This is a genomic window from Streptomyces sp. NBC_01298 (assembly GCF_035978755.1).
GTDB lineage: Bacteria > Actinomycetota > Actinomycetes > Streptomycetales > Streptomycetaceae > Streptomyces.
In genome coordinates this window covers 4730352-4756554 of the sequence record NZ_CP108414.1, presented here as the reverse complement: position 1 = coordinate 4756554, position 26203 = coordinate 4730352, and the positions used below count along the sequence as shown (strand labels likewise).

The following is a 26203-nucleotide window of genomic DNA, read 5'->3' as shown; positions in this document are numbered from 1 at the left end:
GGTGCCCCGCCCGGCGGGTTTCACCGGCAGGCGTTTCAGAAGCGGAAGTCTGGGCCACTCTTCTCCCATGACCGAACGTCCAGTGGTCAAACGCACCGCCCGCGCGATCCTGCTCGACGGTGGCGACCTGATCCTCATCAAGCGGACCAAACCCGGCGTCGACCCCTACTGGCTCACCCCCGGCGGGGGTGTGGAGCCCTCGGACCTGACCGTCGTCGACGCCCTCCACCGAGAGCTCGACGAAGAACTCGGCGCGAAGATCACCGATGTCGTGCCCTGCTTCGTCGACACCGTCGAGCACATCGCCGACAGAGGAGTGACCGGCGTCAAGGTGCAGCACTTCTTCGTCTGCCATCTCGAATCCATGGACCCCAGCCGGCGGCACGGCCCCGAAATCGACGAGCCCGAGGGCGAGTACGAAATCGTCCGCGTGCCCTTCAGCCGCGTCGGCATCGCCGCGGTGCACCTCGTCCCGCTGTCCCTGCGCCACTACCTCGACGGCAACATCGAGGGCGTGCGCGCGATGCACGCCCCCGACCTGGGCTGACCCACCGCACGCGGGCGCCGCCGCAATCAGCCGGCGACGCCCGCCAGTTCCTCGACCTCGTCGTGGCGGATCCGCTCATCGGGGATCCCGATCCTCTTCAGCGCGTCCACCCCGCTGCGGATCATCGCGGCCGGCCCCGAGACGAACGCGTCGTACGAACTCCACGGCCCGTGGGTGCCGACGGCCTGCGGCAGTTGCCCGGCAAGGCCCTCGTCGCAGACCACCGGACGCACCGACAGCCAGGGGTGCGAGCGCTGCAGCCCCAGCAGGGTGTCCTTGTCGTACAGGTCGTCGTCGCTGCGCGCCCCGAAGAAGACCTCCACCGGTCGCCGCTCCCCGTGCTCAGCCACGTCCTCGATCAGCGCCTTGATCGGCGCGATGCCGGTGCCGCCGCCCAGGCACAGCATTCCGTTGTCGGTGCTGTGGTCGACCACCATCGAACCCGTCGGGGGACCGAGCCTCAGCACGTCGCCGGGCCGGGCGTGCCGCACGAGCGCGTTGGAGACCCATCCCGCGGGAACGGCCTTGACGTGGAAGGACAGCAGTCCGTCCGCACGCGGGGCCGAGGCGAAGGAGTAGTGCCGCCAGATCCGCGGCCACCACGGGGTCTCCAGGCTCGTGTACTGGCCCGCGAGGAAGGGGTAGGGCTGGTCGGGGCGAACGGTGATCACCGCGATGTCGGAGGTGCGCAGATCGTGCGAGACCACCTCCGCGTGCCACCACGGCGGCGCCTTGGGCTCGTCCTCTGCCGCCGCGTCGATCATGATCTGGGAGATCGCGGTGTACGCCCGGGCCCAGGCGGCCTCGGTCTCCGGCCCCCAGGTGTCCTGCGCGTACCTGGCCAGCGCCCCGATCAGGGCCTCACCCACCGGCGGATAGTGCTCGGGCCGGGTTCCGTACTTGCGGTGCCCCGTACCCAGCCTGCGCAGGTAGGCGGTGAGCACCTCGGGGTTGTCGATGTGCTCCGCGGCCGTGAGCAGTGCCTTCAGCAGCCGATCGCGCTGCACGTCCATCGCGGCGGGGAACAGCCCCCGCAGATCCGGATGTCCGGTGAAGACGACGGCGTAGAAGTAGGAGGTCACCTTGTCGGCGACGGGTGCGATCTCCGCGAGGGTCCGGCGGATGAGGACGGCGTCCGGGGAGGGCTCGGGGGAAGGTTCGGGAGAGGTCTCGGGCTCACCGCCCCCGGACGGTATCCGGGACGGCCCCCGTCTTGCCGATCTGGTGGGCGGAGCGTCCATGCGGTGCCTCGCTTCGAGCATCTCGGTAGGTCTGCACACGCCACGGCCTTCGAATCCGTGGTTCCGGGTTTCACAGCGTGCCAGTCCGCCCCAGAGCCTGCGGGGAAATGCGGGAAATCCGCGTTTCGAACCCACTTTCCCCTTAAGATGCCTCAACTCCCGTGCGCGCCACCCCTGTCAGCTGGTATGCCTCGCGCAGGTCCCGGCCCTCGTAGACGTGCGTCGCCCGCTCCACCAGGTACGGCCGGGCATTCACCGCGACCGAGAGCGGGACCGCCTCGAAGAGCGCCAAGTCGGTGCTGGAGTCCCCGTACGCGACACAGTCGGCACGGGTCACACCGAACTGCGCGCACAGCCTGTCGGCGACCGTGACCTTCGCCGCCGGCGTCAGGATCCCGGCCACGTCCACCAGCCGGGTGAAGGGCACCTCCGGGAAGACCGAGCCGTGCGCGGCGTGGGCGCCCCACTCCAGCAGGAGCTCCACGAAGAACGACGGCGACAGCGAGATCACCGCGCAGTAGTCCCCGCGCTCCCGGATCTCCTGCCAGACCTCCCGGATCCCTGACAGCCACGGAGCCCCGTCGAACGCCGCCCGGACATGGGCCTGAGTCAGGTTCGTCCAGAGCTCCTGCACCGCCAGTGCGAACTGGTGCGGCTGGAGCTTCTGCGCCATGAAGGCCCGCTCCAGCTCGGCGATCTCACTGGACAGCCCGAGCTGCCGGGAGATCTCGACCGGCGAGGCCGAGCCGTACATCAGGGTCCCGTCGAGGTCGAACAGGTGGAGGAGGGTCATAGCCAACGAGGTTAGTGCGTTGGTTTCACGTGAAACAGTGGGCCGCGGACGCGTCGATGTTTCACGTGAAACATGCACCCCAAATCCCCTGGACCCGGCCCGGTTCGATGAACCAGTCTGAGGCCGTGACACCACCCCATCTCACCGACCTCCCCATTCGCGCACTGACCGTGGACGACCTCCACCACTGCGCTGATCTCTCCGAAGACCGCGGATGGCCCCGCGAGGACCACAAGTGGGGCCTGCTGCTCGCCGCAGGACACGGCTACGGCATCGACGCCCCCGACGGCCGGGGACTCGCCACCGCCTGCGTGGTCACCCACTACGGGCCTCCGCAGGCCGGTCCGGAACTCGCCGCGATCGGCATGGTCCTGGTTGCCGAGCGCTACGCCCGCCAGGGTCTGGGCCGGCGCCTGATGACGTACATCTGCGACGACGTCCTCAAGGGCGTTCCGCTCACCCTGCACGCCACCCCGTACGGACGGCCCCTCTACGAGGAGCTCGGCTTCGAGACCACCGGCCGCGCCGAAATGCTCCGCGGTTCCTTCAGCCCGGATGCCGCGGCTCCCGCACGGAACACCGTCCGCGTCCGGCCCGCCGGCGCCGGGGACATCCCCCGGATCCTCCGGCTGGACGCCGAGGTCTTCGGCGCCGACCGGACCCATCTGGTCACCCGGCTGCCCGCCTTCACGGACCGGCTGCTCGTCGCCGAGGACCCCTCAGGGGAACTGATCGGCTACGGAGCCATCTGGCCGAACATGGACACCCATGTCATCGGACCGCTGGTGGCCCAGGACACCGGCGCGGCCCAGGCCCTCGTCACCGCCCTCGCGGCGACCACCGACCGGGACCTGCGCACCGATGTCGACGTACGCCACGAAGAGCTGCTCGGCTGGCTCAAGGACCGCGGTCTCGGCTCCGTGGCCTTCAATGCCGTGATGACCCGGGACATCCCCGGTCCGCCCGGTGACTGGACCCGCCGCTGGGCCCCGCTCACCGTCGCGGCCGGCTGAGCAAGGAGCACCAGACCATGGCCGACAGCACCTCCGGGCTGTTCATCCGTCCCGCCACCGAGGAGGACCTGCCCGCGATCGTCGCGATGCTCGCGGACGACCCGCTCGGCGCCACCCGGGAGTCCCCGGACGATCTCAGCCCGTACGTCGCGGCGCTCAAGCGGCTGACGGACGATCCGCACCAGCACGTGGTCGTCGCCGTCCGCGCGGGCCGCGTGGTCGGCACCCTCCAGCTGACGATCGTCCCCGGGCTCTCCCGCAAGGGGAGCACCCGTTCGATCATCGAGGGCGTACGCGTCCACGCCGACGAACGCGGCAGCGGACTGGGCACTCAGTTCATCGAATGGGCGATCGAGCGCTCCCGTGCCGAGAACTGCGCGCTCGTCCAGCTCACCTCGGACGTGAGCCGCACCGACGCCCACCGCTTCTACGAGCGGCTCGGCTTCACCGCTTCCCATGTCGGGTTCAAGCTCCAGCTCTGAGATCCCGTGTGGGCCGGGTCGCCGTCGGCGGCCCGGCCTACGATCGGGAGGATGAGCAGTCTTCCCCTCGTCACCACCGCGGAGCGCCGCCGGCGCCTCGGCCGCCGGCACCGCCTGGCCCCGTCGGCGCGCGCCGCCACCGTGTCCGAGGCCGCGGACTCCGTCGTCGCGCTGCACGCCACCGATGCCGCGACCGTCTTCCTCTCCGCCCGCGCCCGACTGCGCGAAGGCACGCCCGCCACGATCGAGCGGGCCCTGTACGAGGACGTGACCCTCGTACGGCTGCTCAGCATGCGCAACACGCTCTTCGCCGTCTCCGCCGAGCTCGCCCCGTACGTGGACGCCTCCACGGCCCGGGGGATCGCCGTGAAGGAGCGCCGCACCTTCCTCAAGCACCTCGACGAGGACGGTCAGGGGCTCGACGCGGAGTGGCTGGCCCAGGTGGAGGCCGCCGTGCTGGACGCGCTCGACGCGCACGGCCCCTCCACCGGAAGCCAGCTCTCCTCGGCCGTCCCCGCCCTGCGCCGGAAGTTCGTCTACGGCCGGGGCAAGAAGTACGAGACCGAGACGGGTGTCGCCACCCGTGTCATCCGGCTGCTGGCCGCCGACGGCAGGATCCGCAGGGACCGGCCCCGGGGATCGTGGACCTCCAGCCAATACCGCTGGATCCACACCGAACCCTGGCCCGCCGCGCTCGCGGCCGAGGCCCGCGCCGAGATCGCCCGCCGCTGGCTCCACGCCTACGGCCCGGCCACCGAGGCCGACCTCAAGTGGTGGACGGGGTGGACCCTCACCGAGGTACGCAAGGCGCTCGCGGCCGTCGGCCCCGACGAGGTCCGGCTCGAGGACGGCGCCACCGCGCTGGTCTGCCCCGGAGACACCGGGCCCGAACCCGAGCAGGAGCCCTGGGCCGCCCTGCTGCCCGCCCTGGACCCGAGTGCGATGGGCTGGGCGGACCGGGGCTTCCACCTTGACCCCGCCCACCGCCCGCCGCTCTTCGACCACTCCGGCAACATCGGCCCCACCGTGTGGTGGAACGGCGAGATCGTCGGCGGCTGGGCCCAGCGCGGCGACGGAGAAATCGTCCACCGGCTGCTGGGCGACCCCGGCGGCGAAGCCGCGAAGGCCATCGCCGCCGAGGGCGTCCGGCTCGCCGCCTGGCTGGGGGAGGCCCGCGTCACCCCCCGCTTCCGCACCCCGCTGGAGCGTCAACTCGTAGCGGGATGAGGGCGCTCCGCTAGCCGATGCCCCGCCAGCCCTGCGGGTCGACCCCGCCGGGCACCGGTGCCTGGGGGTCGTAGGGCTCGCGAGTGAACACGAACGAGCCCAGGTCGAGGTGGCTCACCGATCCGTCCGGCCGCCGTACGGCCCGCAGCGACTCACCCGCGTAGTAGCCGGCCAGTCCCGTCCAGCTGCCGTCCGGCTCGGGCCGGAAACGCGCGGACCGGCCGCTCCCGCCCACCGGGCCCAGCTCCAGGAACCCGTCGTAGGTCAGCCGTACGGCCTGGGCGGACGTGCCCCAGTACCAGGGGCCGCACAGCTCCAGCGCGACGGGATCGGCCTCCCGCAGCGGCCGCCACGGCTCGGGGATCCGCGGCTCGGCCTCGGCGACGATGCCCACCAGATCGGCCGCGAGGGCCGAAGCGGGCAGCCCCGAGGTGCAGTTGGCCAGCACCACCGCGGCCACGTCGTCTTCCTCGCTCAGCCACAGCCCGGCGACGAACCCCGGCAGCGAGCCGCTGTGGCCCGCGAGCCGGCGCCCGCCGTTCAGCGTCAGCTGCATCCCGAGCCCGTATCCGAGGTCGGCGATGCCCGGCTCCGGGGGAGTGGCCGCCGTCCGCATCTCGCGCACGGACCCGGCGCTCAGCACGCGCGCGTCGCCCCGTACGAGGAACGCGGCGAACTTCGCCAGGTCGCCGGTCGTGGACCACAGCTGGCCGGCCGGGGCCATGAGGCCGAGGTCTTCCATGGGTTCCGGCATCATCACGTCGGCCCACGGGTGCACCGCCCAGCCGCCGGCATGCGGGGCCACCGGCTGCGCGGTGGTGCGCTCCAGCCCCAGCGGCTCCAGCACCTCGGTGCGGAGCGCTTCCTCCCACGGCCTCGCGCGGACGGCCTCCACCAGCGAACCGAGCAGGGTGTAGCCCGGGTTGGAGTAGTGGTGGCGCCGTCCGGGCTCGAAGCGGAAGGGGCGCTCGCCCAGGACGTCCGAGAGCTCGGGCCGCAAGGTGCCCGCCGTGCGCTCCCACCACTCGCCGGGCGTCTCCGCCGCCAGTCCGGAGGTGTGGGACAGCAGTTGCCCCACCGTCACCTCGCCGACGCCCGTACCCGGAAGGAACTTCTCGATCGGGTCGCCCAGTTCGAGCAGGCCCTCGTCCCGGAGCCGCATCACGAGCACGGCGGTGAACGTCTTGGTGATCGACCCGATCCGGTACTGCACGTTTCCGTCGGGGCCATGCCCCTCGACCATGGTCCGGGACCCCTCCCAGACCACCTCTCCGCCCCTCACCACGGACGCCACCAGGGACGGAGCGCGGCCTTCGCGCTGCGCCACCGCGATTCGATGACTCAGCGCACGCCTGGTCGCGGGCAGCAGGACAAGATCATTCAACGCGGCATCCATGCTGCGGATGCTACGTGTTGGCCATGTCCACGAACCGCGAATAATGGCCCTGGAAGGCCACGGTGATGGTCGCCGTCGGACCGTTACGGTGCTTCGCCACGATCAGGTCGGCCTCACCCGCCCGGGGGGACTCCTTCTCGTACGCGTCCTCGCGGTGCAGCAGGATCACCATGTCGGCGTCCTGCTCGATCGAACCGGACTCACGCAGGTCGGAGACCATCGGCTTCTTGTCGGTGCGCTGTTCGGGACCACGGTTCAGCTGGGACAGCGCGATCACCGGGACCTCCAGCTCCTTCGCCAGGAGCTTGAGGTTTCGGGACATGTCGGAGACCTCCTGCTGGCGGCTCTCGGGCCGGCGCGAGCCGCCCGACTGCATCAGCTGGAGGTAGTCGATGACGACGAGCGACAGGTCGCTGCGCTGCTTGAGCCGGCGGCACTTCGCCCGGATCTCCATCATCGACAGGTTCGGGGAGTCGTCGATGTAGAGCGGGGCCGCGGAGACGTCCGGCATCCGGCGGGCCAGCCGGGTCCAGTCGTCGTCCGTCATCGTGCCGGAGCGCATGTGGTGCAGGGCCACCCGGGCCTCCGCCGAGAGCAGGCGCATCGCGATCTCGTTGCGGCCCATTTCGAGGGAGAAGATGACGCTGGGCAGGTTGGCCTTGATGGAACAGGCACGGGCGAAGTCCAGCGCGAGGGTGGACTTACCCATGGCGGGTCGGGCCGCGATGACGATCATCTGGCCCGGGTGCAGACCGTTGGTCAGCGAGTCCAGGTCCGTGAACCCGGTCGGGACGCCCGACATCTGGCCGCTGCGCGAACCGATCGCCTCGATCTCGTCGAGGGCGCCTTCCATGATGTCGCCGAGCGGCAGGTAGTCCTCGGACGTCCGCTGCTCGGTGACGGCGTAGATCTCTGCCTGGGCACTGTTGACGATCTCGTCGACGTCCCCGTCGGCGGCATAGCCCATCTGCGTGATCTTCGTGCCCGCGGCGACCAGCCGGCGCAGGACCGCCCGCTCGTGGACGATCTCCGCGTAGTACTCGGCGTTCGCCGCCGTGGGGACCGACTGGACCAGGGTGTGCAGGTAGGGGGCCCCGCCGACCTTGCTGATCTCACCGCGCCGGGTGAGCTCGGCGCTGACGGTGATCGGGTCGGCCGGCTCTCCCTTGGCGTAGAGGTCAAGGATGGCCTGGTAGATCGTCTCGTGCGACGGGCGGTAGAAGTCGTGGCCCTTCAGCACCTCGACCACGTCGGCGATGGCGTCCTTGGACAGCAGCATGCCGCCCAGGACGGACTGCTCGGCGTCGAGATCCTGGGGCGGGACCCGCTCGAAGCCGCCGCCACCACCGTCCCAGGAGCCGCCCTCACGGCCCCGATCGCTCTGTTCGTCCCCGCGGCCACGGCCTTCGCCGTTGCGGCGCGGGCGGGCGGGCAGACGGTCACCTGGACCGCTGTCGGCCCAGGGGTCGTCCATGGGCTCGGACATGCTCACCGGGCCGCCTCCTCCCGTCCGCAACGCGGACCTTGCCGTGTCACTCTTTCTACGACACGGCTCTGACATTTGGGGCACCCGAATCGGCTCTCGGCGAGTCGGACAACGACCAACGGTAGGGCCGTCGGCGACGTCAGCCAATCTTGTTATCCACAGGCTGTGTGGATGAGGTGTGGATGACGGCGCCAATGCTGTGGGTAACTCCCCGGAAGCTGTGCACGGACCGGGGGACGGTGCTGTGGACAAAATCACCTGCCCTACCCAGATACCCCATCTGACCTGGGATTTCCCCCTCCACCGCCTGTGGGGGAGAAAATTTTTCGCCACTGTCTCGAGATCGCCTCCAACGAGGTGGGACGAACGCGCGAATCGGCGTATCGGTAAGGATCCCAGAGGCCTTGCGTCTATTACCTGTGGAAGATTAGATTGAGCACATGAGACAGGCCCCCACCGCACCGAAGGCTGCCCCGAGACGGCACGACCGCGAGATCCTCGCACTCGCCGTCCCCGCCTTCGGCGCCCTCGTCGCCGAACCCCTCTTCGTGATGGCCGACAGCGCCATCGTGGGGCACCTCGGCACACCCCAGCTGGCCGGTCTCGGCATCGCCGCCGCACTGCTCACCACAGCCGTGAGCATCTTCGTCTTCCTCGCCTACGCCACCACCGCGGCCGTGGCCCGCCGCGTCGGTGCGGGCGACCTCCAGGCCGCCATCCGGCAGGGCATGGACGGCATCTGGCTCGCCCTGCTCCTCGGCGCGGCCGTCGTCGCCGTCGTGCTCCCCACGGCACCCACCCTGATCTCCTTCTTCGGGGCCTCCGACACCGTCGCCCCGTACGCGATCACCTACCTGCGGATTTCAGCCCTCGGCATCCCCGCGATGCTCATCGTCCTCGCCGCCACCGGCGTCATCCGCGGCCTCCAGGACACCCGTACCCCGCTCTACGTCGCGATCGGCGGCTTCGCCCTCAACGGAGGCCTGAACGTCGCCCTCGTCTACGGGGCCGGCCTCGGCATCGCGGGCTCCGCCTGGGGCACGGTGATCGCCCAGTGCGCCATGGCCGCCGCCTACCTGATCGTGGTCGTCCGGGGCGCCCGCAAGCACGGCGCCTCCCTGAAGCCCGACGCCGAGGGCATCCGGGCCTGCGCTCAGGCCGGTGCACCGCTGCTGGTCCGCACCCTGTCCCTGCGGGCCGTCCTGCTGATCGCGACCGCCGTGGCCGCACGCCTCGGGGACGCCGACATCGCCGCCCACCAGATCCTGCTCTCCCTGTGGAGCCTGCTCGCCTTCGCGCTCGACGCGATCGCGATCGCCGGGCAGGCCATCATCGGCCGCTACCTCGGCGCGGGCGACACCGAGGGGGCCGAGGCCGCCTGCCGCCGCATGGTGCAGTGGGGGATCGTCTCCGGCATCGTCCTGGGACTCCTCGTGATCGCGGCCCGACCGGTGTTCATCCCGCTCTTCACCAGCGACCCCGCCGTCGAGGACGCCCTGCTGCCGGCCCTGCTCGTGGTGGCCGTCTCGCAGCCCGTCTCCGGAATCGTCTTCATCCTGGACGGCGTCCTGATGGGCGCGGGCGACGGACGCTACCTGGCCTGGGCCATGCTCCTGACCCTCGCGGTCTTCACCCCGGCAGCCCTGCTCGTACCGGCCCTGGGCGGCGGTCTGACGGCCCTCTGGTGCGCCATGACCCTGATGATGCTGGTCCGGATGGTCACCCTCCAGCTGCGTGCCCGCTCGGGCCGCTGGCTGGTCGCCGGGGCCACGCGGTAGCCCGTAAGAGCCCCGAGGCGTTGTTTCACGTGAAACATGAGCGGCTCGGCGGCTCTGTTTCACGTGAAACAACGAAGAAGGGCCGCACCCCCACAGGGGTGCGGCCCTTCATGCGCAGCCCTTAGGCGGCGACGACCTCGATGCCGACGGTCGCGGCCACGTCAGCGTGCAGACGCACGGAGACCTGGTACGAGCCGAGGGTCTTGATCGGGGAGCCCAGCTCCACGCGGCGCTTGTCGACCTTCGGGCCACCGGACGCCTCGATCGCCGTGGCGATGTCGGAGGGCGTGACGGAACCGAAGAGACGACCGGCGTCACCCGCGCGGGTGGCCAGACGGACCTTGACATTCTCGAGCTTGGCCTTGAACTCGTTGGCCTGCTCGATGGTCGCGATCTCGTGGATCTTGCGGGCGCGGCGGATCTGCGCCACGTCCTTCTCGCCACCCTTGGTCCAGCGGATCGCGAAACCACGCGGGACCAGGTAGTTGCGAGCGTAACCGTCCTTGACGTCGACGACGTCGCCAGCGGTGCCGAGGCCAGAGACCTCGTGGGTCAGGATGATCTTCATTATTCGGTCACCCTTTCCTTATCGCGCGGTGGACGTGTAGGGCAGCAGTGCCATCTCACGGCTGTTCTTCACAGCCGTGGCGACGTCACGCTGGTGCTGCGTGCAGTTGCCGGTGACGCGGCGGGCACGGATCTTGCCACGGTCGGAAATGAACTTCCGCAGCATGTTCGTGTCCTTGTAGTCCACGTACGCGGTCTTGTCCTTGCAGAACGCGCAGACCTTCTTCTTAGGCTTGCGCACAGGCGGCTTCGCCATTGTGTCTCTCCTGTGAAATCAAGAAGTGGGGGTGCGAGCTGCCCTAGAAGGGCGGCTCGTCCGAGTAGCCACCGCCGGAGCCGCCGGAGCTTCCGCCCCAACCGCCACCGCCGCCGCCCTGCTGCTGGCCGCCGGCCGGCGCACTGGACGCCCAGGGGTCGTCGGAGGGTGCTCCGCCGCCCTGGGGAGCAGCGCCGCCACTGGGGGCTCCGCCCCAGTTGCCACCGCCGCCGCCCTGCTGCTGACCGCCGCCACCGCCGCCGTATCCACCCTGACCACCGCGACCAGTGGTCTTGGTGACCTTGGACGTGGCGTTCTTCAGGCTGGGGCCGACTTCCTCGACGTCCAGCTCGTAGACCGTGCGCTTGACACCCTCACGGTCCTCGTACGACCGCTGCTTCAGCCGGCCCTGCACGATGACGCGCATGCCCCGCTGAAGGGACTCGGCGACGTTCTCAGCCGCCTGACGCCAGACCGAGCAGGTCAGGAACAGGCTTTCGCCGTCCTTCCACTCATTGGTCTGCTTGTCGAAGGTGCGGGGAGTGGACGCGACACGGAACTTCGCGACCGCCGCACCCGAGGGGGTGAAGCGCAGCTCGGGGTCGTCGACGAGATTGCCGACGACCGTGATGACGGTCTCGCCTGCCATGGATGAACCTCTCGGCGGGGATTGCTGCTGGGCTGCTGTGCTACTCGGTCCCGATTACCGCTGAACCGAAGTTCAGTGGGTCTCGGGGCGGAGGACCTTGGTCCGGAGAACCGACTCGTTCAGGTTCAGCTGTCGGTCAAGCTCCTTGACGACCGCAGGCTCGGCCTGGAGGTCGATGACCGAGTAGATGCCCTCGGGCTTCTTCTTGATCTCGTAAGCGAGACGACGACGGCCCCAGGTGTCGACCTTCTCGACCTTTCCGTTGCCCTCACGGACGACAGAAAGGAAGTTCTCGATCAGCGGGGAGACAGCGCGCTCCTCGAGATCGGGGTCGAGGATGACCATCACTTCGTAGTGACGCATGTGGAACCCACCTCCTTTGGACTCAGCGGCCACGGTCGTTCCGTGGCAGGAGGGTCGTGATGCGTGCGCACGGCATCTGCAGAGCAGACACCGCGCAGCTGTACAGACTACCTCCTCGACTCCTTCCGGTTGAAATCCGGCAGCAGGAGGCCACAATCTGTATGCATCGGGTGTGCTCGGTGCTATGCCTTCGGCTCCTGCCGCAGGAAGCCCGCAGCACCGCTCTGCTGCAGCCAGGAGGTGCCTTCCGATGGCACAGGCAATGCGTCCTCAGTCCTCCATCTCGCTCTTCGCGACCGACGGCAAGCCCCATCCGCTCCAGGACACCCTGGTGGCCGTCACCCTGGTCCTCGGCGCCGTGGCGTTCGTCACGGGCTTCTTCCACCATCTGCACCTGCTCAGCTCGTGGACCGGGCTGATCGGGATCGCCACCGGGCTCTACGGCCAGTTCATCTCCGTCACGACACGCGAACGCACAGCACTGATCATCGGCCTCGGAGCCTCGGCCATCGGCTTCTTCCTGGGCATGGCGCACGGCGGTCTCTTCGGCGGCTGGCTGGGCTGACCGGGTGCTCCGCGACGGGGCGCCGGCCTCCCACCGGCCCAGGCACGGCCTGTCCCCCAGATGGGTGGCGCCCCCGTCGCAGTAGGCTTCGCGCCATAGCCAGCGAAGCCGCCGAGGAGACGCCCCGCATGAGCCTGTCCCTGAGGACCATCAGCCGAGAGCAGCACCTGGGCTACCTCCAGAGCCTGCCGTCGGCTAGCCACTGCCAGGTCCCGGCGTGGGCCGACGTGAAGAACGAGTGGCGTTCCGAGAACCTCGGATGGTTCGACCAGTCCGGCGAACTCGTCGGCGCCGCACTCGTGTTGTACCGACAGCTGCCCAAGGTGAAGCGGTACCTCGCGTACCTCCCCGAGGGCCCGGTCATCAACTGGTACGCCCCCAATCTCGAAGAGTGGCTCCAGCCGATGCTGGCGCACCTCAAGCAGCAGGGCGCCTTCACCGTGAAGATGGGCCCGCCCGTCGTCATCCGCCGCTGGAACTCGACCGCCATCAAGGCCGGGATCCAGGACCCGGAGGTCAAGCGCCTGCGCGACGTGGAGGCCTCCGTCATCGAGCCCCGCGCCTTCGAAGTCTCCGACAAGCTGCGCCGGATGGGCTGGCAGCAGGCCGAGGACGGCGGCGCCGGCTTCGGCGACGTCCAGCCCCGGTACGTCTTCCAGGTCCCCCTGGCCAACCGCTCGCTGGACGACGTCCTCAAGGGCTTCAACCAGCTGTGGCGCCGCAACATCAAGAAGGCCGAGAAGGCCGGCGTCGAGGTCGTCCAGGGCGGCTACGAGGACCTGCCGACCTGGCAGAAGCTGTACGAGGTCACGGCCGAGCGCGACAAGTTCCGCCCGCGCCCGCTCAGCTACTTCCAGCGCCAGTGGACGGCCCTCAACTCCGAGGACCCCAACCGGATGCGGCTCTACATCGCCACGCACGAGGGGGAGCCGCTGGCCGCCGCCACGATGCTCACCGTCGGCCAGCACGTCTGGTACTCGTACGGCGCCTCCGCCAACCACAAGCGCGAGGTCCGTCCCTCGAACGCGATGCAGTGGCGCATGCTGCGCGACTCCTACGCGCTCGGCGCAAGCGTCTACGACCTGCGCGGCATCAGTGACACCCTGGACGAGAACGACCACCTGTTCGGGCTGATCCAGTTCAAGGTCGGCACGGGCGGCGAGGCCGTCGAATACGTCGGCGAGTGGGACTTCCCGCTCAACAAGCTGCTACACAAGGCGCTCGACATCTACATGTCGCGTCGCTGACCCCGCCCCATCCACACACACCGCACCGCTGCACCACGCAGCTTTTCGAGAAAGGCTCCGGACGGGCATGGCGCTCACGCTCTACGTCGACACCGCGCGCTGGCGTGCGCACCAGAAGCAGATCCAGGACCAGTTCCCGGGGATGATCCCCGTCTGCAAGGGCAACGGCTACGGCTTCGGTCACGAGCGGCTCTGCGAGGAGGCCACCCGGATGGGTGCCGACGTCCTCGCGGTCGGCACGACCTACGAGGCCGCCAGCATCAAGGACTGGTTCGGGGGTGACCTGCTCGTCCTCACCCCGTTCCGGCGCGGTGAGGAGCCGGTGCCGCTGCCGGACCGGGTCATCCGCTCGGTGTCCTCGCTGGACGGGGTGCGCGGCCTGGTCGGCGCCCGGGTGGTCATCGAGTGCATGAGCTCGATGCGCCGACACGGCATCTCCGAGCAGGAGCTCGGCCAGCTGCATTCGGCGATCGAGGACGTCCGGCTGGAGGGCTTCGCCCTGCACCTGCCGCTGGACCGCCCGGACGGCTCGGACGCCGTCGAGGAGGTCATCGGCTGGATGGACCGGCTGCGCGCGGCCCGGCTGCCGCTGCACACGATGTTCGTCAGCCATCTGAAGGCCTCGGAGCTGGCGCGGCTGCAGCAGCAGTTCCCGCAGACGCGCTTCCGGGCCCGCATCGGCACCCGGCTGTGGCTGGGCGACCACGAGGCGACCGAGTACCGCGGCGCGGTCCTCGACGTCACCCGCGTCGCCAAGGGTGACCGGTTCGGCTACCGGCAGCAGAAGGCCGCCTCCGACGGCTGGCTGGTCGTCGTCGCCGGCGGCACCTCGCACGGAGTCGGCCTGGAGGCTCCCAAGGCCCTGCACGGGGTGATGCCGCGCGCCAAGGGCGTCGCCCGCGCCGGACTCGCCACCGTCAACCGGAACCTGTCGCCGTTCGTGTGGGCGGGCAAGCAGCGCTGGTTCGCCGAGCCGCCGCACATGCAGGTGTCCATCCTGTTCGTGCCGTCGGACTCTCCCGAGCCGAAGGTCGGCGACGAGCTGGTGGCGCACCTGCGCCACACCACCACGCAGTTCGACCGGGTGCTCGACGCCTGAGTCACTCCCCGGGGCGTGCCCCCCAGTCGACCCGCTGACCCTCCGAAGGCGCCGCGTCCTGCGGCGCCTTCGCCGTCTGCGAGAGCGTGAACACGTCCTCCGCGCCGTCCAGGACGCCCCCCGAGGGGTCGTCCGAGCCGTCGCGCCGCACCACGTCCCGATCGGGCAGGAGGACGTCGCGTACGACCACCGCGCACAGGTAGAGCGTGCACAGCAAGTGGGCCGCGATCGACAGCTGGTATCCCTCCAGCGGCAGGCCCTGGTGCTTGTCGCCGCTGGTCGTGTAGGCGAGGTAGAACCAGATGCCCAGGAAGTAGATGACCTCACCGGTCTGCCAGATCAGGATGTCCCGCCAGCGCGGCCGGGCCAGCGCGGCGAGCGGGATGAGCCACAGCACGTACTGGGGCGAGTAGACCTTGTTGACCAGGATGAAGGCGGCCACCAGCAGGAAGGCCAGCTGGGCGAAGCGGGGGCGGCGGGGCGCGGTGAGCGCCAGCAGGCCGATGGCCGCGCCCAGCAGGAGCGTCAGGCCCGTCGCATAGGTGTTGGCGTCTTCGAGCGGGTTCCCGGAGCGCTGGGAGATCAGCAGCCACACGGATCCGAAGTCGATCGGCCGCTCCTGGCTGAAGGTGTAGAACTTCTGCCAGCCCTCCCAGGCGAAGAGCATGACGGGCAGGTTCACCACGAGCCAGGAGGCCACGGTGCCGCCGACCGCCGCGCCGAAGGCACGCCACTTCCCGGCCCGCCAGCAGAGCACGAACACGGCCCCGAGCAGCAGCAGGGGATAGAACTTGGCGGCGGTGGCCAGGCCGAGCAGCACGCCGAAGGCCAGCGGCCGGCTCCGCGACCACATGAGCATCGCTGCGGCGGTCAGCGCGATCGCCATCAGGTCCCAGTTGATGGTCGCGGTCAGCGCGAAACCGGGCGCGAGGGCGAAGAGCAGCGCGTCCCACGGCCGGCGGCGGTGGGTGCGGGCCACGCACACCGCGATCACGGCGGCGCAGACCATCAGCATGCCCGCGTTGACCATCCAGTACATCTGCTCGCGGTGCTGCATGGAGCCGCTGCCGGGGGTCATCCACGAGGCGACCTTCATGAAGAGCCCGGTGAGCACCGGGTACTCCAGGAACGGCATGTCGCCGGGGATCCGGTCGAAGTACGGGGCGAGGCCGTCGGCGAAGCCGCGTACGACGAAGAGGTGCGGGATGTCCGAGTAGCAGGCGTGGGTGTACTGGGAGCCGGCCCCGCGGAACCACGCCCAGTTGTAGCAGGGCAGCTTCTGCGCCATGCCGAGCGCGAACATCCCCAGGGTCACGAGGACCACGACCCGTACCGGGTTCAGCCAATGGCCGCCCAGCCGGGCGTAGCGGCCCAGCGGGCCGCCGATGAGCTCGCTCCCCGCGGCGGCCACCTCGTCCTGCTGGGTGGGCAGTACGGGGCTGTCCTCGTGCACCTTCGTCATGCGCACATCCTGCCGTACGGCGCCGCCCCCTCCCAGGACAGCGTGCGAGAGGGCCGCCGCACTCGGTGCGACGGCCCTCTCCTGCCGTGTCCTGGGGCGGCCGGTCAGCCGCCCGTGGAGCCCCCTATCGGGAAGCCGTCACCGCCGCCGTTCGTCGCGCCGCCCGGCCGGCCTCCGCCGCTCGACTTGCTGGGTGAGGGCGAGGGGGACTTGGAGGAGCTGGGGCTGGGGTCCGGGTCGCAGATGGCCCACGGCTTGCAGGTCGGCTTGCCGCCGCGCGACGGGCTCGGGCTGGGGGACGGGCTCGGGGAGGGCGAGTTCGACGGAGACGGCGAAGGGGAGGGGGACGGGGAGGGGGACGGCGTGGGCGAGGGGGCTCCGGAGGCGTCCGCGACGACACCGAGGTCTTCGGGCTCCGGGAACTTCGACTCCTTGACGCCGTTCAGCGCCTCCTTCATGTACTTGGTCCAGATCTCGGCCGGGATGTCGCCACCGTGGACGGAGGGAATGCCCGCCACGCCCTCCATCGAGATCAGTTCCTTCTTCTTCGCGCTCGGGTCCGAGCGGAACAGCGCCACGGAGGTGGACAGCTCGGGGGTGTAGCCGACGAACCAGGCCGACATGTTCTTGTCGGTGGTACCGGTCTTGCCCGCGGCCGGCCGGCCGAGCTTCTTGGCCTTCGTACCGGTGCCGTTCTCGACGACGTTCTCCAGGACCTTGGTGATGTTGTCCGCGATCGAGTCGTCCATGGCCCGCTTGCCCTTGGGAGGACCGAAGTCCGGCAGGTCCTTGCCCATCTTCTGGACGCTGGTCACCGAGTACTGCTCGTGGTGAACGCCGGAGGCGGCGAAGGTGGCGTACGAGTTGGCCATCCGGATGGCGCTGGGGGTCGAGGTGCCCAGGGCGAAGGAGGCGTTGGGGTTCGGGTCCATGGAGTCCGGCAGGATGCCGGCAGCCGCGGCGACGTCCCTCACCTTGTCGTGTCCGACGTCGAAGACGAGCTGGGCGAAGGGGACGTTGATGGACTTCTCCATCGCCTCGTTCAGGGTCACGTAGCCGTAAGCGGTCGGGCTCTCGTTCTTCTGCCGGAACGGCTTGCCGGAGCCGTCGCGCAGCGGCTCGCCCGCACGGTTGTTGATCACCGTGAGGTCGTTCGCCTGATACTTGCTGTCGGCCGAGATCCCCCGGCCCTTGGAGTTCTGGGTGCCGTATTCCATGGCCGCCGCCAGCACGAACGGCTTCCAGGTCGAGCCGACCTGGACGCCCGAGGTGTTGGCGTTGTTGTTGAAGTGCTTCTTGTCGATGCCGGGACCGCCGTACAGGGCGACGAGGGCTCCGGTCTTCACGTCCACCGAGGCCGCGCCGAACTGCACGAAGGTGTCGGTCTTGGGCCGCTTCTTCTCGTCGAGCAGCCCGTCGCGGGTGTTTTCGACTGCCTTTACCAGCGCATCCACCTTGCTCTTCTTGAAGGTGGTGTGGATCTGGTAGCCGCCCTTGGCCAGGTCCTCGGCCTTGACGCCCTTCTTCGCCAGGTACAGGTTGGCGGTGTCGACCAGGTAGCCGATCTGCCCGGTCATGCCGGCGGCCTGGGCGGATTCGACGAAGGTGGGGAAGGTCTTGTACTTGTCCCGCTCGGCCTGCTGCATGCGCCCGACCGTGACCTCGCGGTTCAGGACCCAGGTCCAGCGGTCCTGGGCCCGCTTGGTGTTCTGTTCGGGCGTGGCCGCGGAGCCGATGCCGCCGTCGGGGTTGTAGAGGTTCGGGCCCTTGAGCACGGCCGCGAGGAAGGCGCTCTCGGAGGGCGTGAGGTCGTTGCAGTCCTTGCCGAAGTAGGCGCGCGCGGCCGCCTGGATCCCGTAGGCGTCACGGCCGTAGTAGGCGGTGTTCAGGTAGCCGGCGAGGATCACGTTCTTCTCCTCGGTGGTACCCAGCTTGATGGAGATGAAGAGTTCGGTGACCTTGCGCTTGAGCGTCTGGTCCGCGTCCAGGTACTGGTTCTTCACGTACTGCTGGGTGATCGTGGAGCCGCCCTGGGTGGAGCCGCCCTTGGCCATGTTCCACACGGCGCGGGCGATGCCCATCGGGTCGACGCCCTTGTCCGAATCGAAGGACTCGTTCTCCGCCGCGATCACGGCGTTCTGCATGGACCGGGGGATCTTGTCGATGGGGACGATCTGGCGGTTGACTGAGCCGCCGGTCGCGACCATCTGGGTGCCGTCTTCCCAGTAGAAGACGTTGTTCTGCGCCTTGGCCGTCTTGTTCACGTCGGGCGTGTTCACCATGGCGATGCCGATGCCGGCGCCTGCCGTGATCATCGCGAAGAAGCCCAGGATGCTGCCGCAGACGAGCTTCCAGGAGGGGACGAAGCGCTGCCAGCCGGTCTTCTCGCCCCGCGGGTAGTTGATGAACCGCTTGGGGCGGCCGGCGCCCGCGGCGCCACGGCCCCGTCCCGCCGGGGCGCGGCCGGCGGCCCTCCGGGCGTCCGCCCGGCTGCCGTGGCCCGGCTGCTGCCCGTACGACCCGCTGGGTGACGCGGTGGGGACGTCGCGCCCGGCGCCCCTGGACGGGCGCTGCTGGGCAGCCCTACGGGCGGCGGCGCGGCCACCGCTCTGGGGCTGTTGCGGTTTGCGGCGGTGCTCGCTCATCGAACGACTACTCCTCGGGCAGGCGAGTGGCCTGGAAGCGGCAGGTGAGTTCCGGTCCCCCCGGTGTCATGGCGCACAGACTACGCACGCGCAAAAGCGAATCAGTGCCGAAGTTCACCCCAAATCAGGCAACTTGCCTCACCCAAATCGACGATGTGACGCCGGTCACCGTGTCACCACTTGTAGCTGAGGGCTACCCGTTCTATCGTCTGGATGTATCGAGTCGATACATCAGCTCGACATAAAGACTCCGAGGCAGGGGAAGGGCAAGCTGATGAGCAGGCGCTCAGGCATTCTTGAGTTCGCTGTTCTCGGCCTGCTTCGCGAATCCCCCATGCACGGTTACGAGCTGCGCAAGCGGCTCAACACCTCGCTGGGGGTGTTCAGAGCGTTCAGCTACGGGACGCTCTACCCCTGCCTCAAGACGCTCGTCACCAACGGCTGGTTGATCGAAGAGCCGGGCAATGCCCCGGAGGACGCTCTCGCCGCTTCACTCGCAGGGCGCCGCGCCAAGATCGTCTACCGGTTGACGGCCGCAGGTAAGGAGCACTTCGAGGAGCTCCTCTCCCACACGGGCCCCGATGCCTGGGAGGACGAGTCCTTCGCCGCCCGCTTCGCCTTTTTCGGTCAGACCGAACGAGACGTACGCATGCGGGTGCTGGAAGGCCGTCGCAGCCGCCTTGAGGAGCGCCTGGAGAAGATGAGCGCCTCGCTGGCTCGCACACGCGAGCGGCTCGACGACTACACGCTCGAGCTGCAACGCCACGGCATGGAATCCGTGGAGCGCGAAGTGCGCTGGCTGAACGAGCTCATTGAGAGTGAGCGGGCGGGACGGGATCAGAGACGACCCGGTCCGTCCGACGAAACTGCAAAGTGAGGTCTGCATCTCGCAGGCCTCCTCCGAGAACAAACAGGGAGCAACCGGAATGGGTTCGGTTCGCGTAGCCATCGTCGGCGTAGGCAACTGCGCCGCCTCGCTGGTGCAGGGCGTCGAGTACTACAAGGACGCCGACCCGGCGGCCAAGGTCCCCGGTCTGATGCACGTCCAGTTCGGCGACTACCACGTCAGCGACATCGAGTTCGTCGCCGCGTTCGACGTCGACGCGAAGAAGGTCGGCCTCGACCTTTCGGACGCCATCGGCGCCAGCGAGAACAACACCATCAAGATCTGCGACGTCCCGAGTGCGGGCGTGACCGTTCAGCGCGGCCACACCCTGGACGGTCTCGGCAAGTACTACCGCGAGACCATCGAGGAGTCGGCCGAGACCCCGGTCGACATCGTCCAGACCCTTCTGGACCGCCAGGTCGACGTCCTGATCTGCTACCTGCCGGTGGGTTCCGAGGCTGCGGCGAAGTTCTACGCCCAGTGCGCCATCGACGCCAAGGTCGCGTTCGTCAACGCCCTCCCGGTCTTCATCGCCGGCACCAAGGAGTGGGCGGACAAGTTCACCGAGGCCGGTGTCCCGATCGTCGGCGACGACATCAAGTCGCAGGTCGGCGCCACCATCACGCACCGCGTGATGGCGAAGCTGTTCGAAGACCGCGGTGTCCGTCTTGAGCGCACCATGCAGCTCAACGTCGGCGGCAACATGGACTTCAAGAACATGCTGGAGCGCGACCGCCTCGAGTCGAAGAAGATCTCCAAGACTCAGGCCGTCACCTCGCAGATCCCCGACCGCGAGCTCGGCGAGAAGAACGTCCACATCGGTCCCTCGGACTACGTGGCGTGGCTCGACGACCGCAAGTGGGCCTACGTCCGCCTCGAAGGCCGCGCCTTCGGCGACGTCCCGCTGAACCTCGAGTACAAGCTCGAGGTGTGGGACTCCCCGAACTCCGCCGGTGTCATCATCGACGCCCTGCGCGCCGCGAAGATCGCCAAGGACCGCGGCATCGGTGGCCCGATCCTGTCGGCTTCGAGCTACTTCATGAAGTCCCCGCCGGTGCAGTACTTCGACGACGAGGCCTACGCGAACGTCGAGAAGTTCATCAAGGGCGAGGTCGAGCGCTAGTCGAACCCGGCGTCCGCGAGGACACCTGGACTTCGGCAGTTCTTCCGCGGAGGGTCCCCGGGCAATATGCCCGGGGACCCTCCGCGTATGTGACCCTTTCCCTCATGGCTGTCGTACGTGATCTGCGCGTACTCCTGCGTCTGCGGGACTTCCGCAACCTGCTCGCCGTACGGCTGCTGTCCCAGGCCGCCGACGGCGTCTACCAGGTCGCGCTGGCCGCCTACGTCGTCTTCTCCCCGGAGAAGCAGGCCTCACCCGCGGCCATCGCCTCGGCCATGGCGGTCCTCCTGCTGCCCTATTCGGTGATCGGCCCCTTCGCCGGAGTCCTGCTGGACCGCTGGCGCCGCCGCCAGGTCTTCCTCTACGGCAACCTGCTGCGCGCCTTCCTCGCCTGCATCACCGGCATGCTGATCGTCGCGCACGTCCCCGACTGGCTCTTCTACGCCTCGGCCCTGTCCGTGACCGCGGTCAACCGCTTCGTCCTGGCCGGGCTGGCCGCTTCCCTGCCGCGGGTCGTCGCACCCGACCAGCTGGTCACCGCGAACGCCCTGTCACCCACCGCGGGAACGCTCGCCGCCGTCGCCGGCGGGGGCCTGGCCTTCCTCGTCCGGATCCTGGCCGACGAGTCCGACGCCCTGGTCGTGCTCCTCGGAGCCGGCCTTTACCTCTGTGCGGCCCTGGCCTCCCTGCGCCTCGCCCTGGACCTGCTCGGGCCCGACCATCCTCCCGGCCGGATCAACCCGACGGTCCGGCAGGGGATCGCCCTCACCGTACGGGGCCTGATCGAGGGACTGCGGCACCTGGCCTCCCGGCGCGAGGCGGCCCGGGCGCTCACCGCCATGACCGTCATGCGGTTCTGCTACGGGGCCCTGTTCGTCACGCTGCTCATGCTCTGCCGCTACGCCTGGTCGGACACCGAGGCCGACGGGCTGGCGCTGCTGGGCATCACGGTCGGAGTTTCCGGCGCCGGATTCTTCGCGGCCGCCGTCGTCACTCCCTGGCTGGTGGGCCGGCTGGGCTCCCTCGGCGCCATCACCCTGTGCGCCGCGGGCGCCGCGGTGCTGGTGCCGGCGCTCGGCCTGTTCTTCGCGCCCGGACCGATGCTGGCAGCAGCCTTCGTGCTGGGCCTGGCCACCCAGGGGGCCAAGATCTCCACCGACACCATCGTGCAGTCCCAGGTGGACGACGCCTTCCGCGGCCGCGTCTTCTCGGTCTACGACGTGCTCTTCAACGCCGCCTTCGTCGGCGCCGCCGGGGTGGCCGCTCTCGTGCTCCCCCTCGACGGGCACTCCGTCCCCCTGATCCTCGGGGTGGCGATGCTCTACGCCGCGACCGCGGCACTCCTCATGAGGCAGGGCGATGTTTCACGTGAAACATCGCCCTGATCGCGGTACGACCGGCTCCGCGCCGCGATGTTTCACGTGAAACATCGCGGCGCGGAGCCCCTCAGGCCTGTGCGGCCCACCACTCCTTGAGCGCGGCGACCGCCGCGTCGTGCTCCATGGGACCGTTCTCCAGCCGCAGCTCCAGCAGGAACGCGTATGCCTTGCCGATCACCGGTCCAGGTCCCACGTCGAGGACCCGCATGATCTCGTTGCCGTCGAGGTCGGGCCGGATCGCGTCCAGCTCCTCCCTCTCCTGCAGCTGGGCGATGCGCTCCTCCAGCCCGTCGTAGGTGCGGGAGAGCGCGTTCGCCTTGCGCTTGTTGCGCGTGGTGCAGTCGGAACGCGTCAGCTTGTGCAGACGGTCCAGCAGCGGACCGGCGTCGCGGACGTAGCGCCGCACGGCCGAGTCGGTCCACTCCCCGTCCCCGTAGCCATGGAAGCGCAGGTGCAGCTCCACCAGCCGGGCCACGTCCTTGACCATGTCGTTCGAGTACTTGAGCGCGGTCATGCGCTTCTTGGTCATCTTCGCGCCCACCATCTCGTGGTGGTGGAAGGAGACCCGTCCGTCGCTCTCGAACTTTCGGGTCCGGGGCTTGCCGATGTCGTGCAGCAGGGCCGCGAGCCGCAGGACCAGGTCCGGGCCGTCCTCCTCCAGCGCGATCGCCTGCTCCAGCACGATCAGCGAGTGGTCGTAGACGTCCTTGTGCCGGTGGTGTTCATCGCTCTCCAGGCGCAGCGCCGGAAGCTCCGGCAGCACGTGCTCGGCCAGTCCCGTGTCCACGAGCAGGCCCAGGCCCTTGCGCGGGTGCGCGGACAGCAGGAGCTTGTTCAGCTCGCCCTGGATCCGCTCGGCCGAGACGATCTCGATGCGGCCGGACATCTCCGTCATCGCCGTCACCACGTCCGGGGCGACCTCGAAGTCGAGCTGGGCGGCGAACCGCGCCGCCCGCAGCATCCGCAGCGGGTCGTCGGAAAAGGAGTCCTCGGCGGTGCCAGGAGTACGCAGCACCCCCGCCCGGAGGTCTTCCAGACCGCCGTGCGGGTCGATGAACTCCTTCTCGGGAAGCGCGACGGCCATCGCGTTCACCGTGAAGTCGCGGCGGACGAGGTCTTCCTCGATGGAGTCGCCGTAGGAGACCTCGGGCTTGCGCGAGGTCCGGTCGTAGGACTCCGAGCGGTAGGTGGTCACCTCGATCTGGAAGCTCTTATCAGCGTCTCCGACGCGGGCCTCCTTCTGCGCACCGACCGTGCCGAAGGCGATGCCGACGTCCCAGACCGAGTCGGCCCACGGCCTGACGATCTTGAGGACGTCCTCGGGGCGGGCGTCGGTGGTGAAGTCGAGGTCGTTGCCGAGGCGCCCGAGCAGCGCGTCGCGGACGGACCCGCCGACCAGGGCGAGACGGAAACCCGCCTCCTGGAAACGGCGGCCGAGCTCGTCGGCGACAGGGGCGATCCGCAGCAGTTCGCTCACTGCGCGGGCCTGCCCGTGATTCAGGACACTGGGGTTGTCTTCGTTGGCGTTCGGCACAACAGAAAAGGGTACGTGCCCGGCCCGCCATGAGCGCCCGTGTTTTGCGGCCACCCCGGCCCACGGCCGCTCCGGGGCGGACCCGATCATGTGGAGCAAGGCGCGGCACTCGCGCACAGCGGGCCTCGTTACCATGCGTGGACGCACAAACGACGACCACTGACACTCCGAGGGACGGGCGAGCGCGTTGGCCGAGGCGGCAGACATCCAGGGGGCGCCCGCTCCTGCCCGGCGACGCTGGCTGCGGCGCGCGGTCGTCCTGCTCGCCGGGACGCCGGTACTCGCCGGCCTGGTCTACTCGCACGCTCCCGAAGCGCAGGCCACCGACACGGCGGCAGCCGCCGTCGACATCCAGCTCGACGGCCTGGCTCCCACCGCCCCGGTCAAGGGCGACACCCTCACCATCACGGGCACCGTGGTCAACAACGGCTCCGAGAAGATCACCGACGCGCACGTGGGTCTGCGGGTCGGGCCGGCCCTGGGGGACCGCAGCTCCATCGACGAGGCCGCGGAACGCGGCGCGTTCCGGGCCGGCGCCGACCCGGCGGAGGTCGGCGCCGAATTCGCCGTGAAGATCGATTCGCTGCCCTCCAAGGTCAGCCAGCCCTTCACCCTCAAGGTGCCGGTGAACAAGCTGGACCTGGACGAGGACGGCGTCTACCAGCTCGGCGTCTCCTTGTCCGGGGAGACCGAGAGCCGCCAGTACGAGCAGGTCCTCGGCATCAAGCGGACCTTCCTGCCCTGGCAGCCGGAGGCCGCCGCCAAGCGTTCCCAGCTCGCGTACGTCTGGCCGTTGATCTCCACCACTCACCTGACCTCGGAGACCGGCTCGGACGAGCTGCAGACCCCCGTCTTCCTCGACGACGGCCTCGCCGACGAGCTGAGGCCCGGCGGCCGCCTGGAGCAGATGGTCGCTCTCGGCAAGGACCTTCCGATCACCTGGGTGATCGACCCGGACCTGCTCTACACCGTCGACGCCATGACCAAGGGCTACCGGGTCCGCACCCCCGACGGCCGGACCGTCCAGGGCAAGAACAAGGCCATCGCCGAGCAGTGGCTGAGCGCCCTGGAAAGCGCCGTCCAGGGCAAGAAGGTCGTGGCACTGCCCTTCGCGGACCCGGACATCGCCTCGCTCGCCCACCGCGGCAAGGACGTCTCCGGCACCCTGGGACAGCTGCGGCCCGCCACCGACAAGGCGAAGGACGCCGTCGAGACGGTCCTGCACGTCCCCGCGACCACCGACTTCTCCTGGCCCGTCGACGGGGCGATCGACCCGTCGATCGTGAACGTCGCGACGTCGGCCGGCGCCCACAACGTCCTCACCCGCAGCGACAGCCTCCAGGAGACCGGTTCCCTGGGCTACACCCCGTCGGCCGCACGGCCCATCGGCGCGGGCACCACGGCCGTCGTCGCCGACGCCGACCTGTCCACCGCCTTCCAGGGCGACATGCTCCGCGCCGGGAACTCCACCGCCGCGGTGCAGCAGTTCCTCGCCCAGTCCCTCGCCCTGAACCTGCAGGAGGCCGACAGCCAGCGCAGCTTCGTCGTCGCCCCGCAGCGCATGCCCAGCGCCAGCCAGGCGCAGACGATGGCCGCCGCCATCCGGGGTCTGCAGTCGGGCCGCTGGAGCCAGGCCGTGGACCTGGAGGCGGCCGCCGCCGCGACTCCCGACCCCCGTGCCGCCACCCAGGTGCCCGGAGCCGGCCAGTACCCCGAAGCGCTGAGCAAGCAGGAACTGCCGGTCTCCGCCTTCGAGAAGATCCGCACCACCGAGACCACCCTGGACCACTTCAAGGTGATCCTGACGGCGCCCGACCGCGTCGAGATCCCCTTCGGCAACACCACCAACCGGGAGATGTCCTCCTCGTGGCGCGGCCGCCCCGACGCGGCGCGCGAGTACCGGGACCAGGTGCAGGAGTACCTGATCCGGCTCACCGAGAAGGTCAAGATCATCCCCAAGTCCGACGCGACGCTCTCCGGACACAGCGCGACCATCCCGGTCACGGTCCAGAACAGCCTCGTCCAGGACACCCACAACCTGGTCCTGCGGCTGCGGTCCGCCAACCCGACCCGGCTGATGTTCGGCGACAGCGGTGAGGCCCAGCAGGAAGTCGCGATCCAGGGCGGGCACAGCCAGACCGTGAAGTTCCCCGCCAACGCCACCGCGAGCGGCCCGGTCGAGGTGACGGCCCAGCTCTTCACCACCGACGGCGTGCCCTACGGCAAGGCCCGCAAGTTCACCGTCGAAGCCACCGAGGTGACCCCGACCGTCATGCTCGTCATCGCTGGCGGTGTCCTCCTCCTCGTGCTGGCCGGCATCAAGATGTACGCCAGTCGCAAGCGTGTCGCGGCACGCGCCGCCGCGGAGGAGAGCACGCAGCAGAGTGACGAGTCCCCGGACACCGGACCGCAAAGCGCGGACCCGTCCGGCACGGGTGAGACAGTGGACCGTTGAGCGACGCCGT

General features: G+C 69.4%; 23 protein-coding genes. 12 read left to right on the top strand and 11 right to left on the bottom strand.

The annotated features are described in order from the left end of the window. Positions 1–67 precede the first annotated feature (67 nt). A complete protein-coding gene (locus OG730_RS21515; RefSeq protein WP_327305771.1) occupies positions 68–547 on the top strand; it encodes an NUDIX domain-containing protein in 480 nt (159 codons plus the stop codon). Between the two features lie 26 nt (positions 548–573). Here the strand turns inward: OG730_RS21515 and OG730_RS21510 are convergent, their stop codons facing one another. Beyond that, positions 574–1809: a globin domain-containing protein gene (locus tag OG730_RS21510; RefSeq protein ID WP_327305770.1), complete on the bottom strand. Its 1236-nt coding sequence runs from the start codon at positions 1807–1809 to the stop codon at positions 574–576. A gap of 121 nt (positions 1810–1930) precedes the next feature. Continuing rightward, positions 1931–2581 carry an HAD family hydrolase gene (locus OG730_RS21505; protein ID WP_327305769.1) on the bottom strand — a complete coding sequence of 217 codons (651 nt, stop codon included), beginning with the start codon at positions 2579–2581 and terminating at the stop codon, positions 1931–1933. Between the two features lie 125 nt (positions 2582–2706). On the opposite strand from OG730_RS21505, the gene OG730_RS21500 reads away from it, so the two are divergent. The 3 genes from OG730_RS21500 to OG730_RS21490 are packed head-to-tail and all read left to right on the top strand — an operon-like array spanning position 2707 to position 5303. Next, complete coding sequence (locus OG730_RS21500) at positions 2707–3594, top strand: GNAT family N-acetyltransferase (RefSeq protein ID WP_327305768.1); 888 nt, start codon at positions 2707–2709, stop codon at positions 3592–3594. A gap of 17 nt (positions 3595–3611) precedes the next feature. Next, on the top strand, positions 3612–4076 hold the full coding sequence (locus OG730_RS21495) for a GNAT family N-acetyltransferase (RefSeq protein WP_327305767.1): 465 nt from the start codon (positions 3612–3614) through the stop codon (positions 4074–4076). 51 nt (positions 4077–4127) lie between these two features. Then, positions 4128–5303 (top strand): winged helix DNA-binding domain-containing protein, encoded by a 1176-nt coding sequence (locus tag OG730_RS21490; RefSeq protein ID WP_327305766.1) that lies wholly within the window; start codon positions 4128–4130, stop codon positions 5301–5303. Between the two features lie 10 nt (positions 5304–5313). Here the strand turns inward: OG730_RS21490 and OG730_RS21485 are convergent, their stop codons facing one another. Beyond that, on the bottom strand, positions 5314–6699 hold the full coding sequence (locus OG730_RS21485) for a serine hydrolase domain-containing protein (RefSeq protein ID WP_327305765.1): 1386 nt from the start codon (positions 6697–6699) through the stop codon (positions 5314–5316). A 10-nt stretch (positions 6700–6709) separates the two neighbouring features. Continuing rightward, on the bottom strand, positions 6710–8173 hold the full coding sequence (dnaB, locus tag OG730_RS21480; RefSeq protein ID WP_266882008.1) for a replicative DNA helicase: 1464 nt from the start codon (positions 8171–8173) through the stop codon (positions 6710–6712). 452 nt (positions 8174–8625) lie between these two features. On the opposite strand from dnaB, the gene OG730_RS21475 reads away from it, so the two are divergent. Beyond that, on the top strand, positions 8626–9963 hold the full coding sequence (locus OG730_RS21475) for an MATE family efflux transporter (protein WP_327305764.1): 1338 nt from the start codon (positions 8626–8628) through the stop codon (positions 9961–9963). 121 nt (positions 9964–10084) lie between these two features. On the opposite strand, the gene rplI is transcribed toward OG730_RS21475, so the two are convergent. The 4 genes from rplI to rpsF all read right to left on the bottom strand — a co-directional run bounded on the left by rplI (position 10085) and on the right by rpsF (position 11798). Then, positions 10085–10531, bottom strand: coding sequence for a 50S ribosomal protein L9 (gene rplI / locus OG730_RS21470; protein WP_243331152.1), 447 nt, complete (start codon positions 10529–10531; stop codon positions 10085–10087). Positions 10532–10549: 18 nt separating this feature from the next. Continuing rightward, complete coding sequence (rpsR, locus tag OG730_RS21465; protein WP_005315025.1) at positions 10550–10786, bottom strand: 30S ribosomal protein S18; 237 nt, start codon at positions 10784–10786, stop codon at positions 10550–10552. 43 nt (positions 10787–10829) lie between these two features. Then, positions 10830–11435 carry a single-stranded DNA-binding protein gene (locus tag OG730_RS21460; protein WP_327305763.1) on the bottom strand — a complete coding sequence of 202 codons (606 nt, stop codon included), beginning with the start codon at positions 11433–11435 and terminating at the stop codon, positions 10830–10832. A 72-nt stretch (positions 11436–11507) separates the two neighbouring features. Beyond that, a complete protein-coding gene (gene rpsF, locus OG730_RS21455) occupies positions 11508–11798 on the bottom strand; it encodes a 30S ribosomal protein S6 (RefSeq protein ID WP_015034882.1) in 291 nt (96 codons plus the stop codon). 250 nt (positions 11799–12048) lie between these two features. Between rpsF and OG730_RS21450 the strand changes: the two genes are divergently transcribed. The 3 genes from OG730_RS21450 to OG730_RS21440 all read left to right on the top strand — a co-directional run bounded on the left by OG730_RS21450 (position 12049) and on the right by OG730_RS21440 (position 14709). Continuing rightward, positions 12049–12363: a hypothetical protein gene (locus OG730_RS21450; RefSeq protein ID WP_327305762.1), complete on the top strand. Its 315-nt coding sequence runs from the start codon at positions 12049–12051 to the stop codon at positions 12361–12363. Positions 12364–12491: 128 nt separating this feature from the next. Continuing rightward, positions 12492–13610, top strand: coding sequence for a lipid II:glycine glycyltransferase FemX (locus tag OG730_RS21445; RefSeq protein WP_243331146.1), 1119 nt, complete (start codon positions 12492–12494; stop codon positions 13608–13610). Positions 13611–13677: 67 nt separating this feature from the next. Beyond that, positions 13678–14709, top strand: a complete 1032-nt coding sequence (locus OG730_RS21440; RefSeq protein WP_250738614.1) for an alanine racemase — start codon at positions 13678–13680, stop codon at positions 14707–14709. A gap of 1 nt (position 14710) precedes the next feature. Here the strand turns inward: OG730_RS21440 and OG730_RS21435 are convergent, their stop codons facing one another. Both OG730_RS21435 and OG730_RS21430 read right to left on the bottom strand, forming a co-directional pair. Next, complete coding sequence (locus tag OG730_RS21435; RefSeq protein WP_327305761.1) at positions 14711–16171, bottom strand: glycosyltransferase family 87 protein; 1461 nt, start codon at positions 16169–16171, stop codon at positions 14711–14713. A gap of 104 nt (positions 16172–16275) precedes the next feature. Further along, positions 16276–18816, bottom strand: a complete 2541-nt coding sequence (locus tag OG730_RS21430; protein ID WP_327305760.1) for a transglycosylase domain-containing protein — start codon at positions 18814–18816, stop codon at positions 16276–16278. A 274-nt stretch (positions 18817–19090) separates the two neighbouring features. On the opposite strand from OG730_RS21430, the gene OG730_RS21425 reads away from it, so the two are divergent. The 3 genes from OG730_RS21425 (at position 19091) to OG730_RS21415 (ending at position 22210) form a co-directional block, all read left to right on the top strand. Continuing rightward, a complete protein-coding gene (locus OG730_RS21425) occupies positions 19091–19693 on the top strand; it encodes a PadR family transcriptional regulator (protein ID WP_250738617.1) in 603 nt (200 codons plus the stop codon). A gap of 49 nt (positions 19694–19742) precedes the next feature. Next, the gene (locus OG730_RS21420) at positions 19743–20825 is read left to right on the top strand and encodes an inositol-3-phosphate synthase (RefSeq protein WP_250738618.1); all 1083 of its coding nucleotides are present in this window, start codon (positions 19743–19745) and stop codon (positions 20823–20825) included. A 104-nt stretch (positions 20826–20929) separates the two neighbouring features. Then, entirely contained in the window at positions 20930–22210 is a 1281-nt protein-coding gene (locus OG730_RS21415) for an MFS transporter (protein ID WP_327305759.1), read from the top strand. Positions 22211–22271: 61 nt separating this feature from the next. Here the strand turns inward: OG730_RS21415 and OG730_RS21410 are convergent, their stop codons facing one another. Further along, complete coding sequence (locus OG730_RS21410; RefSeq protein ID WP_327305758.1) at positions 22272–23738, bottom strand: CCA tRNA nucleotidyltransferase; 1467 nt, start codon at positions 23736–23738, stop codon at positions 22272–22274. A 187-nt stretch (positions 23739–23925) separates the two neighbouring features. On the opposite strand from OG730_RS21410, the gene OG730_RS21405 reads away from it, so the two are divergent. Continuing rightward, complete coding sequence (locus OG730_RS21405; RefSeq protein WP_327305757.1) at positions 23926–26193, top strand: DUF6049 family protein; 2268 nt, start codon at positions 23926–23928, stop codon at positions 26191–26193. Positions 26194–26203: the final 10 nt, after the last annotated feature.

What these genes read in the sequence shown, in the direction of transcription:
- OG730_RS21515 (WP_327305771.1), top strand. Translation starts at nt 68, where the DNA reads ATGACCGAACGTCCAGTGGTCAAACGCACCGCCCGCGCGATCCTGCTC.
- OG730_RS21510 (WP_327305770.1), bottom strand. Translation starts at nt 1,809, where the DNA reads ATGCTCGAAGCGAGGCACCGCATGGACGCTCCGCCCACCAGATCGGCA.
- OG730_RS21505 (WP_327305769.1), bottom strand. Translation starts at nt 2,581, where the DNA reads ATGACCCTCCTCCACCTGTTCGACCTCGACGGGACCCTGATGTACGGC.
- OG730_RS21495 (WP_327305767.1), top strand. Translation starts at nt 3,612, where the DNA reads ATGGCCGACAGCACCTCCGGGCTGTTCATCCGTCCCGCCACCGAGGAG.
- OG730_RS21490 (WP_327305766.1), top strand. Translation starts at nt 4,128, where the DNA reads ATGAGCAGTCTTCCCCTCGTCACCACCGCGGAGCGCCGCCGGCGCCTC.
- OG730_RS21485 (WP_327305765.1), bottom strand. Translation starts at nt 6,699, where the DNA reads ATGGATGCCGCGTTGAATGATCTTGTCCTGCTGCCCGCGACCAGGCGT.
- dnaB (WP_266882008.1), bottom strand. Translation starts at nt 8,173, where the DNA reads ATGGACGACCCCTGGGCCGACAGCGGTCCAGGTGACCGTCTGCCCGCC.
- OG730_RS21475 (WP_327305764.1), top strand. Translation starts at nt 8,626, where the DNA reads ATGAGACAGGCCCCCACCGCACCGAAGGCTGCCCCGAGACGGCACGAC.
- rplI (WP_243331152.1), bottom strand. Translation starts at nt 10,531, where the DNA reads ATGAAGATCATCCTGACCCACGAGGTCTCTGGCCTCGGCACCGCTGGC.
- rpsR (WP_005315025.1), bottom strand. Translation starts at nt 10,786, where the DNA reads ATGGCGAAGCCGCCTGTGCGCAAGCCTAAGAAGAAGGTCTGCGCGTTC.
- OG730_RS21460 (WP_327305763.1), bottom strand. Translation starts at nt 11,435, where the DNA reads ATGGCAGGCGAGACCGTCATCACGGTCGTCGGCAATCTCGTCGACGAC.
- rpsF (WP_015034882.1), bottom strand. Translation starts at nt 11,798, where the DNA reads ATGCGTCACTACGAAGTGATGGTCATCCTCGACCCCGATCTCGAGGAG.
- OG730_RS21450 (WP_327305762.1), top strand. Translation starts at nt 12,049, where the DNA reads ATGGCACAGGCAATGCGTCCTCAGTCCTCCATCTCGCTCTTCGCGACC.
- OG730_RS21445 (WP_243331146.1), top strand. Translation starts at nt 12,492, where the DNA reads ATGAGCCTGTCCCTGAGGACCATCAGCCGAGAGCAGCACCTGGGCTAC.
- OG730_RS21440 (WP_250738614.1), top strand. Translation starts at nt 13,678, where the DNA reads ATGGCGCTCACGCTCTACGTCGACACCGCGCGCTGGCGTGCGCACCAG.
- OG730_RS21435 (WP_327305761.1), bottom strand. Translation starts at nt 16,171, where the DNA reads ATGACGAAGGTGCACGAGGACAGCCCCGTACTGCCCACCCAGCAGGAC.
- OG730_RS21430 (WP_327305760.1), bottom strand. Translation starts at nt 18,816, where the DNA reads ATGAGCGAGCACCGCCGCAAACCGCAACAGCCCCAGAGCGGTGGCCGC.
- OG730_RS21425 (WP_250738617.1), top strand. Translation starts at nt 19,091, where the DNA reads ATGAGCAGGCGCTCAGGCATTCTTGAGTTCGCTGTTCTCGGCCTGCTT.
- OG730_RS21420 (WP_250738618.1), top strand. Translation starts at nt 19,743, where the DNA reads ATGGGTTCGGTTCGCGTAGCCATCGTCGGCGTAGGCAACTGCGCCGCC.
- OG730_RS21415 (WP_327305759.1), top strand. Translation starts at nt 20,930, where the DNA reads ATGGCTGTCGTACGTGATCTGCGCGTACTCCTGCGTCTGCGGGACTTC.